This window comes from Pectobacterium nicotianae (assembly GCF_023272715.1).
In the GTDB taxonomy this organism is placed as follows: domain Bacteria; phylum Pseudomonadota; class Gammaproteobacteria; order Enterobacterales; family Enterobacteriaceae; genus Pectobacterium; species Pectobacterium brasiliense.
The window spans coordinates 4,550,213-4,565,602 of sequence record NZ_CP096821.1; the positions used below are offsets into that span (position 1 = coordinate 4,550,213).

At 52.7% G+C, this 15,390-nt stretch carries 14 protein-coding genes; 12 read left to right on the top strand and 2 right to left on the bottom strand.

Annotated features, from left to right (window positions below; all coding sequences use genetic code 11):
* Positions 1-54 precede the first annotated feature (54 nt).
* Positions 55-1,992, bottom strand: coding sequence for an RNase E specificity factor CsrD (gene csrD / locus MYB54_RS20230; RefSeq protein ID WP_039282847.1), 1,938 nt, complete (start codon positions 1,990-1,992; stop codon positions 55-57).
* 177 nt (positions 1,993-2,169) lie between these two features.
* Here csrD and acuI point away from each other — a divergent pair, with 177 nt between their 5' ends.
* From acuI to MYB54_RS20265, 7 genes are all read left to right on the top strand, one after another.
* Positions 2,170-3,147 carry an acrylyl-CoA reductase (NADPH) gene (acuI, locus tag MYB54_RS20235; RefSeq protein ID WP_039282849.1) on the top strand — a complete coding sequence of 326 codons (978 nt, stop codon included), beginning with the start codon at positions 2,170-2,172 and terminating at the stop codon, positions 3,145-3,147.
* Between the two features lie 298 nt (positions 3,148-3,445).
* Complete coding sequence (msrP, locus tag MYB54_RS20240; RefSeq protein ID WP_248721278.1) at positions 3,446-4,447, top strand: protein-methionine-sulfoxide reductase catalytic subunit MsrP; 1,002 nt, start codon at positions 3,446-3,448, stop codon at positions 4,445-4,447.
* A 79-nt stretch (positions 4,448-4,526) separates the two neighbouring features.
* Positions 4,527-5,126: a protein-methionine-sulfoxide reductase heme-binding subunit MsrQ gene (msrQ, locus tag MYB54_RS20245; protein ID WP_014913834.1), complete on the top strand. Its 600-nt coding sequence runs from the start codon at positions 4,527-4,529 to the stop codon at positions 5,124-5,126.
* A gap of 241 nt (positions 5,127-5,367) precedes the next feature.
* Positions 5,368-5,820: a type II 3-dehydroquinate dehydratase gene (aroQ, locus tag MYB54_RS20250; protein WP_010681552.1), complete on the top strand. Its 453-nt coding sequence runs from the start codon at positions 5,368-5,370 to the stop codon at positions 5,818-5,820.
* 24 nt (positions 5,821-5,844) lie between these two features.
* Complete coding sequence (gene accB / locus MYB54_RS20255; protein WP_010681551.1) at positions 5,845-6,312, top strand: acetyl-CoA carboxylase biotin carboxyl carrier protein; 468 nt, start codon at positions 5,845-5,847, stop codon at positions 6,310-6,312.
* Positions 6,313-6,323: 11 nt separating this feature from the next.
* On the top strand, positions 6,324-7,667 hold the full coding sequence (gene accC, locus MYB54_RS20260) for an acetyl-CoA carboxylase biotin carboxylase subunit (RefSeq protein ID WP_039557841.1): 1,344 nt from the start codon (positions 6,324-6,326) through the stop codon (positions 7,665-7,667).
* Between the two features lie 147 nt (positions 7,668-7,814).
* On the top strand, positions 7,815-8,576 hold the full coding sequence (locus tag MYB54_RS20265; RefSeq protein ID WP_043901789.1) for an AraC family transcriptional regulator: 762 nt from the start codon (positions 7,815-7,817) through the stop codon (positions 8,574-8,576).
* Here MYB54_RS20265 and leuA read toward each other — a convergent pair.
* Complete coding sequence (gene leuA / locus MYB54_RS20270; RefSeq protein ID WP_248721279.1) at positions 8,566-10,236, bottom strand: 2-isopropylmalate synthase; 1,671 nt, start codon at positions 10,234-10,236, stop codon at positions 8,566-8,568. The genes MYB54_RS20265 and leuA overlap by 11 nt on opposite strands.
* 330 nt (positions 10,237-10,566) lie before the next feature.
* On the opposite strand from leuA, the gene MYB54_RS20275 reads away from it, so the two are divergent.
* The 5 genes from MYB54_RS20275 (at position 10,567) to dusB (ending at position 15,389) form a co-directional block, all read left to right on the top strand.
* A complete protein-coding gene (locus MYB54_RS20275) occupies positions 10,567-10,809 on the top strand; it encodes a YhdT family protein (RefSeq protein ID WP_248721280.1) in 243 nt (80 codons plus the stop codon).
* Complete coding sequence (gene panF, locus MYB54_RS20280) at positions 10,799-12,250, top strand: sodium/pantothenate symporter (protein ID WP_248721281.1); 1,452 nt, start codon at positions 10,799-10,801, stop codon at positions 12,248-12,250. Before MYB54_RS20275 ends, panF begins: the two co-directional genes overlap by 11 nt.
* A 17-nt stretch (positions 12,251-12,267) precedes the next feature.
* Positions 12,268-13,155 carry a 50S ribosomal protein L11 methyltransferase gene (gene prmA, locus MYB54_RS20285; RefSeq protein WP_052902067.1) on the top strand — a complete coding sequence of 296 codons (888 nt, stop codon included), beginning with the start codon at positions 12,268-12,270 and terminating at the stop codon, positions 13,153-13,155.
* A 176-nt stretch (positions 13,156-13,331) separates the two neighbouring features.
* Positions 13,332-14,066, top strand: coding sequence for a carbonic anhydrase (locus MYB54_RS20290; protein ID WP_248721282.1), 735 nt, complete (start codon positions 13,332-13,334; stop codon positions 14,064-14,066).
* A 357-nt stretch (positions 14,067-14,423) separates the two neighbouring features.
* The gene (dusB, locus tag MYB54_RS20295; protein WP_010300275.1) at positions 14,424-15,389 is read left to right on the top strand and encodes a tRNA dihydrouridine synthase DusB; all 966 of its coding nucleotides are present in this window, start codon (positions 14,424-14,426) and stop codon (positions 15,387-15,389) included.
* Position 15,390: the final 1 nt, after the last annotated feature.

The following is a 15,390-nucleotide window of genomic DNA, read 5'->3' on the forward strand; positions in this document are numbered from 1 at the left end:
CTAACCGATTTAACAACCGCCTCATTCTACGTCAATTTGAACGGGACGTTTATATTAAACACGATGCCGCGGTGAATATTTTTTCAGCTCATCCGTTACAGGGACTGATGCGGCAAAAAAATCGCCTTGCCCACCATAAACTCCCTTGCCCAACAGCATCCGCCACTCCTCTTTGGTTCGCACGCCAGCGGCAAACACCCGCGTTTGCGTCCCTTTACAGGCCTCGGTCAGGCTTTGTACAAACAGCTGATTTTCCGGACGGCGCTCAAGGCTGCGGACCAAACCAGGATGAAGCTTGATGATCTCCACGGGGAGTGACTTGATATACGTCGTACTCACCAGCGTCAAACCCGCCTGCGTAACCGCCAGGCGACAGCCTAATCCCAGGATCAAATTGAGAACCGGGCGCAGGCGGCCGATATATTGACAGACATCTGCCTCTGCAAGTTCAAATAAAATGCACTGACGCTGCGTTTTCGGACATTGCAGCAACATTTCTTTTAGCCAGCGCAGGAAAGGCTTTTGCAAAAGTGAGTCCACACTTACCGGTAAAGCCAGTGTTTCTCCAGGCCAGCTTGCTGATAGGTCAATAATTCGTGCGACAAGCTGCCGATCATAGCTGGCTGCCAGCCCCAGTTGCTGAACCAGCGGCATATACTCCGCTGCGAGCAGTTCCTGTTCCCCGTCATAAATCCGACTCATCATTTCGCGATGATGTACCACGCCCTCTTTTGTCACCGCAGGTTTCTGATACAGCCGTGGGCCACCGCGTGCCAGCGTCTGTTCCAGCAAGGTCCGCCATTTCACGCTGCCGCGTCCTTTGTCAGGCACCTGCCTGTCAAACACGCACCAACTATTACCGCCCTGCAACACCGCATTGCGCGTCGCGTCTTCCACACTCTCCATCACCTGCTCGGCACTTTGCCCGCCGCGATAGGCACAAATACCAATGTGGAGAACGTCCTCGCGATCGATCAACGGACAGGCGGGGAGAATATCGATAGACTTCACCAACTGCGTGGCAATCGCAGTGGCTTCCTTTAGCGTGCTGTGGGGGAGCAATACGGTGAAATCGCTGCTGAAATAACGCGCCAGCAGCGCAGAGGGATAGCGCATGACAAACGTCGATAGCAGGTTGACCAGCGTGAAACGGTATTCCTGAAGCGCACTGGTATAGCCGTGCGTTTCTTGCAAAGTTTCAAAATCAGGTACGCGAATCATCATGACGACGCCGTGCGTCCCCACTTCTTCGCCATCCTCAAGCTGTGTGGTCAATTGATTATCAAAAAACAGACGATTACTCAGCCCGGTTTCAGCATCCTGCGCGGCGAAAGCACGAATTAACGTATCAACCCGCCCGCGTTCCTCACGCGCTTCCACTAAATCAGACAGCAGTTGATCGAGCGCCCCGCTGGTCTTAACTGGCCATTCACGTACCGAGCCCTGCATAACCGATTCTCGCTCGCCCTTGAGAATACGCTGTGCGCGTTTTTCCAACTCTTCCTGTCCGGCAGCCTGCCGACGCAGCCAGCGAATGGAAAAGTACAGCATGAGGAGCATCAGGCCCGCGGCCAGCAATACTGATAGCGTCGACACCACGAAACGCGGTAAACCAATCAGCGGGTCGACATATTTTAAGGCGATCGTCATGTTCAAATGATGCATCAGCGGAAACTCGACCTCATGATAGAGATGCGTGCGTTCCCAGCCGGCCTCGGGCAGCTGTATTGAATAGAGGGTCGAATCGTTATCCTGAATATCCAACGCCACAATGCCTGCCGTTTTCATCATTCCCGGCAGCCAATATTGAATATTTTCGGGCGATTGCACTAATAGCGCCTGATCGATACTGGCCGTGACCTCGCGTAGCTGCTGCTCGGTTCGCAACTGGCTATAATAACAGAGGCTAAATATGCTACTGAAAAGCATAAGAAAAATGGCGAGAACCGTCAGCAATACTATGAGTATCGAGAACCTGGTCGTAAATCCCATCCCTGCGTCCTATTCCAAATAATTGTTATTTCTGCGAGTTTGTTGTTTTTTATCAGTTCGCATAGGCCAGCAACATAGTACCTTTTTTAACAAACAGTACCTTTTAACAAATAGTACCTGTAATAACTATAGTCGTTAATGACTTCCCCATTTTAATCCTGCCACAGGAGATAGCCCATGCAGGCTTTAGTTCTTGAACAGTCAGACGGACTGACCCACGCTCAGATTCGCGAGATTGACGCCGAGCAGCTTCCCACCGGGGATGTAACTGTCGATATCAACTGGTCCGGCATTAACTATAAAGATGCGCTTGCCATTACCGGCAAAGGCAAAATTATCCGTAACTTCCCGATGGTTCCTGGGATCGACTTCGCAGGAACCGTACGCCACAGCGACAGCGATCGGTTTAGCGTCGGCCAGCCTGTTATCCTGACCGGTTGGGGCGTGGGTGAAAACCACTGGGGCGGATTGGCGCAACAGGCGCGCGTGAAGAGCGATTGGCTGGTGCCACTGCCCGCGTCGCTGGATGCGCGTAAGGCCATGATTCTTGGTACAGCGGGCTTTACCGCGATGCTGTGTGTGATGGCGCTGGAAGACGGTGGCATCACGCCGGAAAGCGGCGACATTATTGTGACGGGTGCCAGCGGCGGCGTCGGCAGCACAGCAGTCGCCCTGCTTGCAGAGCTAGGTTATCAGGTCACTGCCGTCAGCGGCCGTGCTGACAACACCGATTACCTAAAGAAACTGGGCGCCAAACAGGTGTTGGATCGCAGCGAATTCAGCGGAAGCCCTCGTCCGCTGGAGAAACAACGTTGGGCTGGCGCGGTGGATACCGTCGGCGATAACGTGTTGGCGACGCTGCTGGCGCAGATGGATTACAACGCAACGGTCGCCGCGTGCGGTCTGGCTGGCGGTGTTGCCCTGCCGACTACCGTGATGCCATTTATTTTACGCAATGTTCGCCTGCAAGGCGTGGATTCCGTGATGGCACCGCTGGCTCGCCGTCAGCAAGCGTGGGAGCGTCTGGCTACCATTCTGCCTGAGTCGTTCTATCAGCAGGTCACACAGGAAATCGGATTAGAAGACGTCCCTGCTGTCGCTGCCGCACTGCTGGAAAACAAAGTCACTGGCCGCACGCTGGTGAAAATCAGCTAACGTCTTTTTCTTGTTGTACGCTATACCCTAAATAATTCGAGTTGCAGGAAGACGGCAACCGTGCGAATCCCCAGGAGCTTACTCAAGTAAGTGACTGGGGTGAGTAAGGGAAGCCAACGCACATGCAGCTTGAAGTATGACGGGTATAAGCCACCTTCGGGTGGCTGTTACACCCTGCAAAAAAGTATTTCATCTCTCCTGTCGCGGTTTCTACCGCAATTAATCTATAACTAAGTGAACGGTAAGCATTAAAAACGCCACTTTGCGTCAACAATAATAATGACTGGCGGGAGTTCACATGCACAAACATCGCAAGTTCACGGAAGCCGACGTTACCCCGGAATCCCTCTTCTATCAGCGTCGGCGCGTCTTAAAAGCGCTGGGTATTTCCGCAGCGGCGCTCTCACTGCCATTTTCTGCACAGGCTGACCTGTTGGCCTGGTTTAAAGGCGGTGATAAACCGAAAGCGCCGCCGGGTAAACCGCTCACATTTAGCCAACCTGCCGACTGGAAACTCGATCTGCCGCTCACGCCGGAAGATAAAGTCACGGGTTATAACAACTTCTATGAATTTGGATTGGATAAAGCCGATCCGGCAGCGAATGCCGGCGGGCTAAAAACCGAAGGCTGGACCGTCAAAATAGACGGCGATGTCGCCAAACCCCTCACGCTGGATATCGACGATTTGCTCAAACGCTTTCCGCTGGAAGAGCGCATCTATCGCTTCCGCTGTGTTGAGGCGTGGTCAATGGTGATTCCGTGGGTCGGGTTTGAGTTAGCCAAACTGATTAAATACGCCGAACCCACCAGCAATGCCCGCTACGTAGCGTTTCAGACGCTTTACGATCCGGAACAGATGCCGGGACAAAAAGATCGCTTCATGGGCGGCGGGCTGGATTACCCCTATGTAGAAGGGCTGCGGCTCGATGAAGCCATGAACCCGTTGGCGCTGCTGGCCGTCGGCGTTTACGGCAAGACGTTACCGCCACAGAACGGTGCGCCCATCCGCTTAGTCACGCCGTGGAAATACGGCTTCAAGAACATCAAATCTATCGTGCATATCCGGCTTACTCGCGAACAGCCCCCGTGCACATGGAATCTGGCGGCACCGGATGAATATGGCTTCTATGCCAACGTTAACCCGCATGTGGATCACCCGCGCTGGTCGCAAGCGACAGAACGCGTCATTGGTTCCGGCGGGCTACTTAACGTTGAGCGCCAACCCACGCTGTTGTTCAACGGCTATGCCGATCAGGTCGCCTCGCTGTATCGCAGCCTGAATCTGCGCGATAATTTTTAGTTAACAACACAAAACATCTAGCTAATAACACAAAACGTCTAGCCAATAACACCTTGTCAGGATAGGAATCCACATCAGCATGAGACTGACGTTACAACACATTACCCGGTTAAAAGTGCTACTCCATCTGGCTGGTTTTCTGCCGCTGCTGTGGCTGATATTGTCCGTTGACCAAGGGTGGTTCAGTGCCGACCCGGCCAAAGATATCCAGCACTTTACCGGAAGAATGGCGCTGAAATTGCTGCTGGCGACGCTGCTGGTTACACCATTAGCGCGCTACGGCAAACAGCCGCTGCTTATTCGCTGCCGACGCCTCCTCGGGCTGTGGTGCTTTTTCTGGGCGACGTTACATCTGGTGAGCTATGCGCTGCTGGAGCTGGGTCTGGATCATTTGGCGCTGCTGGGCAAAGAGCTGATATCCCGACCGTATTTAACGTTGGGAATCATAAGCTGGTTGATTTTGCTGGCGCTGGCGGTGACGTCGCCACAGATAATGATGCGCAAGTTGGGATCGCAATGGCAAAAACTGCATAATTTCGTCTATTTAGTCGCCATCCTTGCGCCTATCCACTATCTTTGGTCAGTTAAAACGCTCTCACCGCAGCCTATTTTGTATGCGCTCGCGGCGCTGATATTGCTGCTGTTTCGTTATAAGAAATTTCGCCAATGGTGGCGCTAAACGCCGCAGCGACACGGGAAAAGCCGGTGACGGACCGCAGTGAGATTCACGCCTTCTCACGGTCTGGCGCAGGAATATCTCCGCAGATAAGACCAGTATTTAGCTGCGAATTGCCACGATATGGTTATAATGCACGACTTTAATTTCTCGGGCCGGACAATTTTCGTCACGAAAGGTGACAAACGAATAGCTTCGCGCTATTTTGTGCGACACCAAGTCAATCGCGGGAGATAGCAGCACAATGGCAGAAAAGTTTCACATTTTGCTCTTGAACGGTCCAAACCTGAATCTGCTAGGAACCCGAGAGCCCGACAAATACGGTAAGACGACGTTAGCAGACATTGTCAGCGAGCTGGAAACACAGGCGCAGGCATTGAACGTGGAGTTTTCCCATCTGCAATCCAATGCGGAACATGTCCTGATCGATACCATCCATCAGGCCAGAGGAAACACCGACTTCATTCTGATTAACCCGGCGGCATTTACCCACACCAGCGTTGCGCTGCGTGATGCCTTGCTGGCTGTCGCGATTCCGTTTATCGAAATTCATCTGTCCAACGTGCACGCACGTGAGCCTTTTCGTCATCATTCCTACCTTTCTGATGTTGCGGTAGGCGTGATATGTGGCCTGGGGGCAGATGGTTATCAGTATGCTTTACAGACGGCGGTAAAACGCCTGTCAACTTCCAATTAAACAAAAGAGTACGGAACCACATCCATGGATATTCGTAAAATCAAAAAACTGATCGAACTGGTTGAAGAGTCCGGCATCGCCGAACTGGAAATTTCTGAAGGTGAAGAATCAGTACGTATCAGTCGTGCCCCAGCAGCGGTTAACTACCCGATGATGCAACAGGCTTACGCTACGCCGATGATGCAGCCACAGCCTGCACTGGCCGCAGCCGTTGCACCAGCGCCAGTGGAAGCTGCAGCAGCACCGGCTGCCATCAGTGGACACATCGTTCGTTCTCCAATGGTTGGAACCTTCTATCGCACCCCAAGCCCGGATGCTAAAGCCTTCGTGGAAGTGGGTCAGCACGTCAATGTTGGCGATACCCTGTGCATCGTCGAAGCCATGAAAATGATGAACCAGATCGAAGCCGACAAATCAGGCGTGGTTAAAGCCATCCTGGTCGAAAGCGGTCAGCCGGTTGAATTTGACGAGCCACTGGTTGTCATCGAATAACGAGGCTTATCATGCTAGATAAAATCGTTATCGCTAACCGCGGAGAGATTGCGCTGCGTATTTTGCGTGCCTGTAAAGAACTGGGCATCAAAACCGTCGCCGTTCACTCCAGTGCGGATCGCGATTTGAAACACGTATTGCTGGCGGACGAAACCGTGTGTATCGGCCCGGCGCCGTCAACAAAAAGCTATCTGAATATCCCAGCGATTATTTCCGCTGCGGAAATCACGGGTGCCGTCGCGATTCACCCTGGCTACGGTTTCCTGTCCGAAAATGCGGATTTTGCCGAGCAGGTTGAACGCTCTGGCTTTATCTTCATCGGCCCACGCGCAGAAACCATTCGCCTGATGGGCGACAAGGTGTCAGCCATCACCGCCATGAAAAAAGCGGGTGTTCCAACCGTACCCGGTTCTGATGGCCCTCTGACCGACGACATGGACGCTAACCGTGTTCATGCAAAACGCATCGGCTATCCGGTCATCATCAAAGCCTCTGGCGGCGGCGGTGGTCGTGGTATGCGTGTAGTGCGCAGCGACAAAGAGCTGGAACAATCCATCAACATGACCCGTGCGGAAGCCAAAGCGGCTTTCAACAACGACATGGTTTACATGGAAAAATATCTGGAAAACCCACGTCACGTGGAAATTCAGATTCTGGCTGATGGTCAGGGCCACGCCGTCTATCTGGCCGAGCGTGACTGTTCCATGCAGCGCCGCCACCAGAAAGTGGTGGAAGAAGCGCCAGCACCGGGCATTACGGACGAGCTGCGCCGCAATATCGGCGATCGCTGCGCCAAAGCCTGTGTCGATATCAACTATCGTGGTGCGGGTACGTTTGAGTTCCTGTACGAAAACGGTGAGTTCTACTTCATTGAAATGAACACCCGTATTCAGGTGGAGCATCCGGTAACCGAAATGATTACCGGCGTGGATCTGATCAAAGAGCAGTTGCGCATCGCTGCCGGTCTGCCACTGTCCATCAAGCAGAAAGACGTCAAGGTTCGCGGCCATGCGGTGGAATGCCGTATCAACGCGGAAGACCCGAACACGTTCCTGCCAAGCCCGGGTAAAATCACGCGTTTCCACGCGCCGGGCGGCTTTGGTGTCCGTTGGGAATCGCATATTTACGCCGGTTATACCGTACCGCCGTATTACGATTCCATGATCGGCAAGCTGATCACCTACGGCGAAACACGCGAAATCGCGATTTCCCGTATGAAGAACGCGCTGGCTGAACTGATCATCGATGGTATCAAAACCAACATCGAACTTCAGATGAAGATCATGAGCGACGAAAACTTCCAGAGAGGTGGCACCAACATCCACTATCTGGAGAAGAAACTCGGCTTGCAGTAAATACTGCTCAATCGAGTCAAAAGGCCAGCTTATGCTGGCCTTTGTTATTTATGCCTCCGAGTCGTCATGCAGTTCTCAAGCGCTGACTAGCACAAGCAAACGAGGTAGGATATATCGTCTTTTTTAGGATGAGATGGTGGTTGCAGAGTGACAAGACAATCCGATTTTGATTTCTCGTGCAGACCATTAATTCCGTACGCACACAACTATAATCACGGAGATTATGAAAGCTGGCACACTCACAGTTGCGCTCAGTTGATTCATACGCTTAGCGGGGTTATTCGGGTTGAAACCCAACAGGGAATCTGGGTGGTTCCACCCTCGCGTGGGGTATGGATACCCGCAGATATTCCACATGCCTTACATATTGTGGGTGAAGTTAAGGCCAGAGTACTTTTTGTCGAACCGCTTGCCAGAGCAGACCTCCCTGTTATCTGTCAGGTCGTGGGGATAACACCTTTATTACGAGAACTCATCATCGATGTCCTGAAACTTCCCGCTAATTATGAGCCAGGAAGTCGGACCGAACGTATTTATGAACTGATCCTTGATGAAATACGTTTGATGAATACGCTTCCTTTTTGTCTTCCTGAGCCGATTTCTGAGCGTCTGAAATTATTGTGCAATGCCGTCCGTCAGGCCCCCTATGAGGCCTGGACTGTGGCCAACGCTGCCGAGCAAGCCAATGTCAGCGTAAGAACACTCAGCCGACATTTTTATCAGCAAACCGGTATGCAATTCAGTGAGTGGGTTCGCCGTGCACGTTTGCTGATTGCGCTAACGCGTCTGGCACAGGGCGAACAAGTCACCCGAGTGGCGCTGGATTTAGGCTATGCCAACCCGGGAGCCTTCAGTGCCATGTTTCGCAGAGTCATGGGCGTGACGCCCGGCAATTACTTCAACCCATAATCAAACGCCCTGCGGCATTCAACATCGCTTGCAAAGAGGCTCGGGTAACATCGCTGTCAATGCTGACACCCCATGCACACTCACCCGCATGGTTCTGACAGCACACATAAGCCACAGAACGGCTGTCACTACGCTGACCTAACGTGTGTTCCTGATAGCTCACAATATTAAGGTCTGCTTTCACCTCTCGGCAGAGAGCCGTCATGCCCGCAGAGAGAAAACCGTTTCCTGCGCCCTTCAAATTCAGTCTTTTCTCGCGGAAAATGATTTCAGCTGAAAGCGTTGTGTTCTGCCCAAGCTGATTATCGCAGGTATATTTAGTTAACCGAATCAGCGGTAATTCGACTAAACCGTAAGCCTCACGAAATAGCATCCAGACAGCCATCTGCGACATTTCTTTCCCCTCAGATTCAGACGCTTTCTGTACCAGCAGACTGAATGCCTTCTGAAGTTGACGAGGCAAGATGAGGCCATGGTTTTGCTCAAGCAGCCAGGCAGCACCGCTTTTTCCTGACTGGCTGTTTACGCGGATAACGGCCTCATAATTGCAACCGATGTCTTCCGGATCGAGAGGAAGGTAGGGAATTTCCCATAATGGCGAGGCCGAACGCTGTCGTGCTGCAAACCCTTTTTTAATCGCATCTTGATGCGAACCGGAAAAAGCCGTAAAAGCGAGTTCTCCGGCATAAGGATGACGTGGTGCGACGGGGAGTTGATTACACTCCTCAACCACCTCCACCACCTTCTTCATGTGGCTGAAATCAAGCTCAGGAGAGATTCCCTGCGTGTAAAGATTAAGCGCCAGCGTCACTAAATCGACATTACCGGTACGCTCTCCATTACCAAACAGGCAGCCCTCAACTCTTTCAGCACCAGCCAGTAAAGCAAGTTCAGCGCAGGCAATGCCTGTACCGCGGTCATTATGCGGATGCACACTGATACAGACCTTATCTCTACGGGAAAAATGTCGGCAAAAATATTCTATCTGATCGGCATACACATTGGGCGTGTTGACCTCAACGGTCGCAGGAAGGTTGATGATCATGGGACGGCACGCATCAGGCTCCCAGACATCAGCGACAGCCTCGCAAATCTGAAGCGCGAAATTTGGCTCGGTAAAGCAGAACGTTTCCGGTGAATATTGAAAGGTCCAGTCAGTCTCCTGCGCCTCAGCACATAGCTGACGGATCTGCTTCGTCGCATTGACCGCAAGCTGAATAATTTCATCACGTGTCTGACGGAACACCACCTCCCTGAAAACCGGCGCAGTCGCGTTGTATAAGTGAATGGTGGCGCGATGTACACCACTCAGCGATTCAAAGGTACGCGCAATCAAATCTTCTCGCGCCTGCGTTAACACCTGAATCGTCACATTCTGCGGAATACGCTTTTCTTCGATCAATAAGCGAACAAAATTAAAATCAGTTTGGGAAGCAGACGGAAAAGCGACCTCAATCTCTCTGAACCCGCAGGCAATCAGCAGATCCCAAAATTTCAGTTTACGCATTTCATTCATCGGCTCAGCAAGCGCCTGATTACCGTCCCGTAAATCGGTGGAAAGCCAACGTGGGGGCTGAGTTAATGTCTTGTCAGGCCATTGCCGATCTTTTAGGCCAATCGGTGGATACGCTTTGTATTTCGATGAAGGGTTATTCAACATGATCGGGCTCCTTTTAATGGAACCCCAGTGTTATCCAGAGAGCCATAAGCACGCTCATCCGAAGGTGACAACTAATGATGCAAAAGTGACAATCATTAAACCGCTCGGCTCCTTTTCCGCGTTTTCACTCTGAAAAAACCGTCATGTTCACTCCCTGTTGGCGCTCGGAGTAAAATGTTCTCGTGTCAAATAATGCGTACATCGCGACTGGCTTTTACGCTGATGGCGTAATTCTTACTAGTCAATTGGCCCACATGCCGTAAAATTCCCGCTTTCGTCATCACGACGTTCATAACGATACCCATTCTCCCATTCACGGTGGAGCAGAACATGGATACACGCTTTCCTCAGGCACACAGAGAGGCCCGCTGGGCTTTTGGCCTGACGCTGGTTTATTTAGTGGCCTGGGTGCTTGCCGCCTATTTGCCTGACAACACACAAGGGATCACCGGCCTTCCACACTGGTTTGAGATGGCCTGCCTGCTGCTGCCGCTTGTGTTTACGCTGCAGTGCTGGCTGATGGTTCGCGTCATTTTCCGCGATATCTCACTGGAGAGTGACGATGCAAATTGAAATTTTATTGCCGCTGATTGGCTATCTGCTGCTGGTCTTCGGGCTGTCGGTCTATGCGTATCGTCGCCGTCAGACGGGCAACTTTCTTAACGAATACTTCCTTGGCGGCCGCTCGATGGGCGGGTTTGTGCTAGCGATGACGCTCATCGGTACTTACGTCAGCGCCAGCTCGTTTATCGGCGGGCCGGGTGCCGCGTATAAATACGGGCTGGGTTGGGTGCTGCTGTCGATGATCCAGCTTCCCACCATGCTGCTGTCGCTGGGCATTCTGGGGAAAAAATTCGCCATTCTGGCGCGGCGCTACAATGCCATCACGCTGAACGACATGCTTTACGCCCGCTACAACAGTCCGCTGCTGGTGTGGTTTGCCAGCATCAGCCTGCTGGTCGCGTTTATCGGTGCGATGGCCGTGCAATTCATCGGCGGTGCACGCCTGCTGGAAACCGCCGCGAACATCCCTTACGACATCGGCCTGCTGATTTTCGGCGTCACTATTGCGTTGTACACCACGTTTGGCGGCTTCCGTGCCAGCGTGCTGAATGATGCGATGCAGGGCATTGTGATGCTGATCGGCACCGTCATCCTGCTGGTCGGCGTAATCTATGCCGCTGGCGGTTTGCACAGCGCGGTGGATAAGCTGCAACAGATCGACCCAATGCTGGTCTCTCCGCAGGGCAGCGGCGGGATTCTGTCGATGCCGTTTATGGCCTCATTCTGGGTGCTGGTCTGCTTCGGCGTTATCGGCCTGCCGAACACCGCCGTTCGCTGTATCTCTTATCGCGACAGCAAAGCGCTGCACCGTGGGATTATCATCGGCACGATCGTCATCGGCATCCTGATGCTCGGCATGCATCTGGCTGGGGCGCTGGGTCGTGCCGTGATGCCAAATCTGACGATCCCCGATCAGGTGTTACCCGCGCTGATGGTCACCGTACTACCGCCGCTGGCCGCTGGGATCTTTCTCGCTGCGCCAATGGCCGCTATCATGTCCAACATTAATGCGCATCTGCTTCAGGCTTCCGCCACGATCATCAAGGATCTCTATCTCAGCGTGCGCCCAGAGCAGATCCATAACGAACGCCGCATCAAGATCCTGTCCAGCATGACCACGCTACTGTTGGGTCTGCTGGTGCTGCTGGCCTCATTACGGCCACCGGATATGATCATCTGGCTGAACCTGCTGGCGTTTGGCGGACTGGAAGCGGTGTTCCTGTGGCCGCTGGTGCTGGGCCTGTATTGGGAACGCGCGAACGCTGCGGGGGCGCTTAGCGCCATGTTCACCGGGGCGATTTGCTATACCTTACTGGCTAGCTTCAATCTTCAGCTGGCTGGATATCACCCGATTGTGCCATCGCTGTTACTCAGCCTGATGGCGTTTATTATTGGCAACCGCTTTGGTCATAATCCACCAGCGCCGGTTGCCGCTTCATCTTCACTTTAAATGTAATAGAGACTGCTATGCCGTGGATTCAACTAAAAATAAACACCTCAGGAAAAGTTGCTGAACAGCTGGGTGACGTCATGATGGAAAGCGGTGCGGTATCCGTTACGTTTCAGGATACGCACGATAATCCCGTGTTCGAACCGCTGCCGGGCGAAACCCGCCTGTGGGGCGATACCGACGCGATTGCGTTGTACGATGCCGAAACCGACATGAACGCGGTTATCGCCATGCTGGAGCAAGAACCGCTGCTGGGCGTCGGCTTTAAACATAAAATCGAACAGTTGGAAGACAAAGACTGGGAACGCGAGTGGATGGATAACTTCCACCCGATGCAGTTCGGCAAACGTCTGTGGATTTGCCCGAGCTGGCGTGACATTCCTGACCCGACTGCCGTCAACGTCATGCTCGATCCCGGTCTGGCATTTGGCACTGGTACCCATCCAACGACCGCGCTGTGCCTGCAATGGCTCGACGGGCTGGATCTGGAAGGGAAAACCATCATCGATTTCGGCTGCGGTTCCGGCATTCTGGCGATTGCCGCTCTGAAACTGGGTGCAGCACGCGCTATCGGGATTGATATCGATCCGCAGGCGATTCAAGCCAGCCGCGACAACGCACAGCGCAACGGTGTTTCCGAACGTCTTGAGCTTTATCTGCCGAAAGACCAGCCTGCCGACCTGTCTGCCGATGTCGTCGTCGCCAACATCCTTGCTGGTCCGCTACGCGAGCTGGCACCGCTGATTAGCGATTTACCTAAAGCGGGCGGTCACCTCGGCCTGTCCGGTGTACTGGCGACACAGGCTGAAGGCGTCGCAGAAGCTTACGCAGACAAATTCACGCTCGATCCAGTGGCTGAACGCGAAGAGTGGTGCCGCATTACCGGCCAACGCCGCGCGTCTTAATCACGTTATCTCTTCCCGCTCCGCCCGCCGTGTACGCAACGGTGGGCGAGCTTCTTCTTGTTATACCTCATGATTTATCCCGATAAGCTGGCGTATTATGCTGGCCGGCAAGCGACTGGACGTCATCTGCGCCCGGCGCTCAACGATGCCATATCATTATTTTCAAGGGATGAAAAATGAAAGGTAAACTCTCTATCGTATTAATGCTGTCCGCCAGCTTTTCCGCATTGGCGGCCGATCCGGTTCACTGGGGCTACGAAGGCAACGGCGACCCCGCACACTGGGGAAAGCTGTCTCCAGACTTCTCGCTGTGTGAAACCGGTAAAAACCAATCTCCCATCAATATCCGTCAGGCACTGAACGCCCAGCACGACCCTTTACAGCTAGCCTTCCTGCCAGGAGCACAGCACATTATCAATAACGGACATACCGTTCAGGTTAACGTGGGCCCGGGAAATACGCTGGTATTGGATAACGAGACATTCACCTTGCAGCAGTTTCACTTTCACGCACCGAGCGAGAATGAAATTGACGGTAAGCAGTTTCCGCTAGAAGGCCATTTTGTCTATAAAGACGCGGCTGACGCGCTTACCGTTATCGCGTTGATGTTTCAGGAAGGAGAAGCCAATCTGCCGCTAGCCACAACATGGCAGCAGATTCCGGCTCAGGTTAATCAGGCGGAGGACGTGCGCACACCAATCGCGATTCAGGCCTTGTTACCGACGTCATTAAACTACTATCGGTTTAGTGGATCGCTCACCACACCACCGTGCTCAGAAGGCATTCGCTGGCTCGTGCTGGATCACCCCGTCACCGCCTCTACCGATCAGATAAACCAGTTCCGCTCGGTCATGCATCACGCGAATAACCGCCCCACACAGCCGCTTAATGGCCGAATCATCATCCATTAAGCCACGTCGCGAGGCTGGTCAGACTGCCTGTCGGCCAGCCTCAGGCCAATCGGCACCCTTTTTTGCCACATTAACCAACGCATTTCACTGATAAAGCATTGATAGGCTGCTGTATCTCCACCAAAAATGACCGCGCTTGCAGATAAAATTCTGTAAGCAGATGAATATTTTATCGTTCAAAAAACCAGCACAAAAACATAACACACTGTTAAATATGAATAATATTTTCATATACCTCTACGAACTGCATTTTCATTGATCGATAGCCGTAAATTGGTCAAAGTTTGGCCTTTCATCTGACGTAAAAAATGCGTAATATACGCGCCCTTGCAGGCACAGTATGGTCAATTTTTGTCTATGCACATTGGACAATTTCAGCTTAGTAATCGCTTGATAGCAGCCCCAATGGCTGGTATTAGCGATCGCCCATTTAGAGCACTCTGTCATGCGATGGGCGCTGGAATGACCGTGTCTGAAATGCTTTCTTCCAACCCGGAAGTATGGCGTTCAGACAAGTCGCGTTTGCGAATGGTTCATAGCGATGAACCGGGTATCAGAGCCGTGCAAATTGCCGGTTGTGACCCCGATGAGATGGCGGCGGCAGCGAGAATTAATGCTGATTCCGGCGCGCAGATCATCGACATCAATATGGGCTGCCCGGCGAAGAAGGTGAACCGCAAGATGGCAGGATCTGCGTTGTTGCAGTATCCGGATTTGGTCAAACAGATCCTCTCTACGGTAGTGAAAGCGGTAGACGTACCGGTAACACTGAAGATCCGTACCGGTTGGGCACCAGAGCATCGTAACTGTGTAGAAATTGCCAAACTGGCTGAAGACTGTGGCATTCAGGCGTTAACCATTCACGGACGCACTCGTGCGTGCCTGTTCAATGGCTTCGCGGAATACGACAGCATTCGGGCAGTTAAGCAGGCCGTTTCCATTCCTATTATTGCGAATGGCGACATTACAGACCCGCATAAAGCCAGAGCGGTTCTTGACTACACCGGGGCTGACGCCCTGATGATAGGACGAGCCGCTCAGGGAAGACCCTGGATCTTTCGGGAAATCCAGCATTATCTGGACACAGGGGAGTTGCTGGCACCAATGCCGTTGGCAGAGGTCAAGCGCTTGTTGATCGAGCATATACGGGAATTGCACGACTTTTATGGTCCAGGCAAGGGATTTCGTATCGCTCGTAAGCACGTATCCTGGTATCTCCAGGAGCATGCCCCAAACGACCAGTTTAGGCGCACATTCAACGCCATTGAGGATGCCAGCGAGCAGCTGGAGGCGTTGAAGGCATATTTTGAAAATCTTGCGTAAA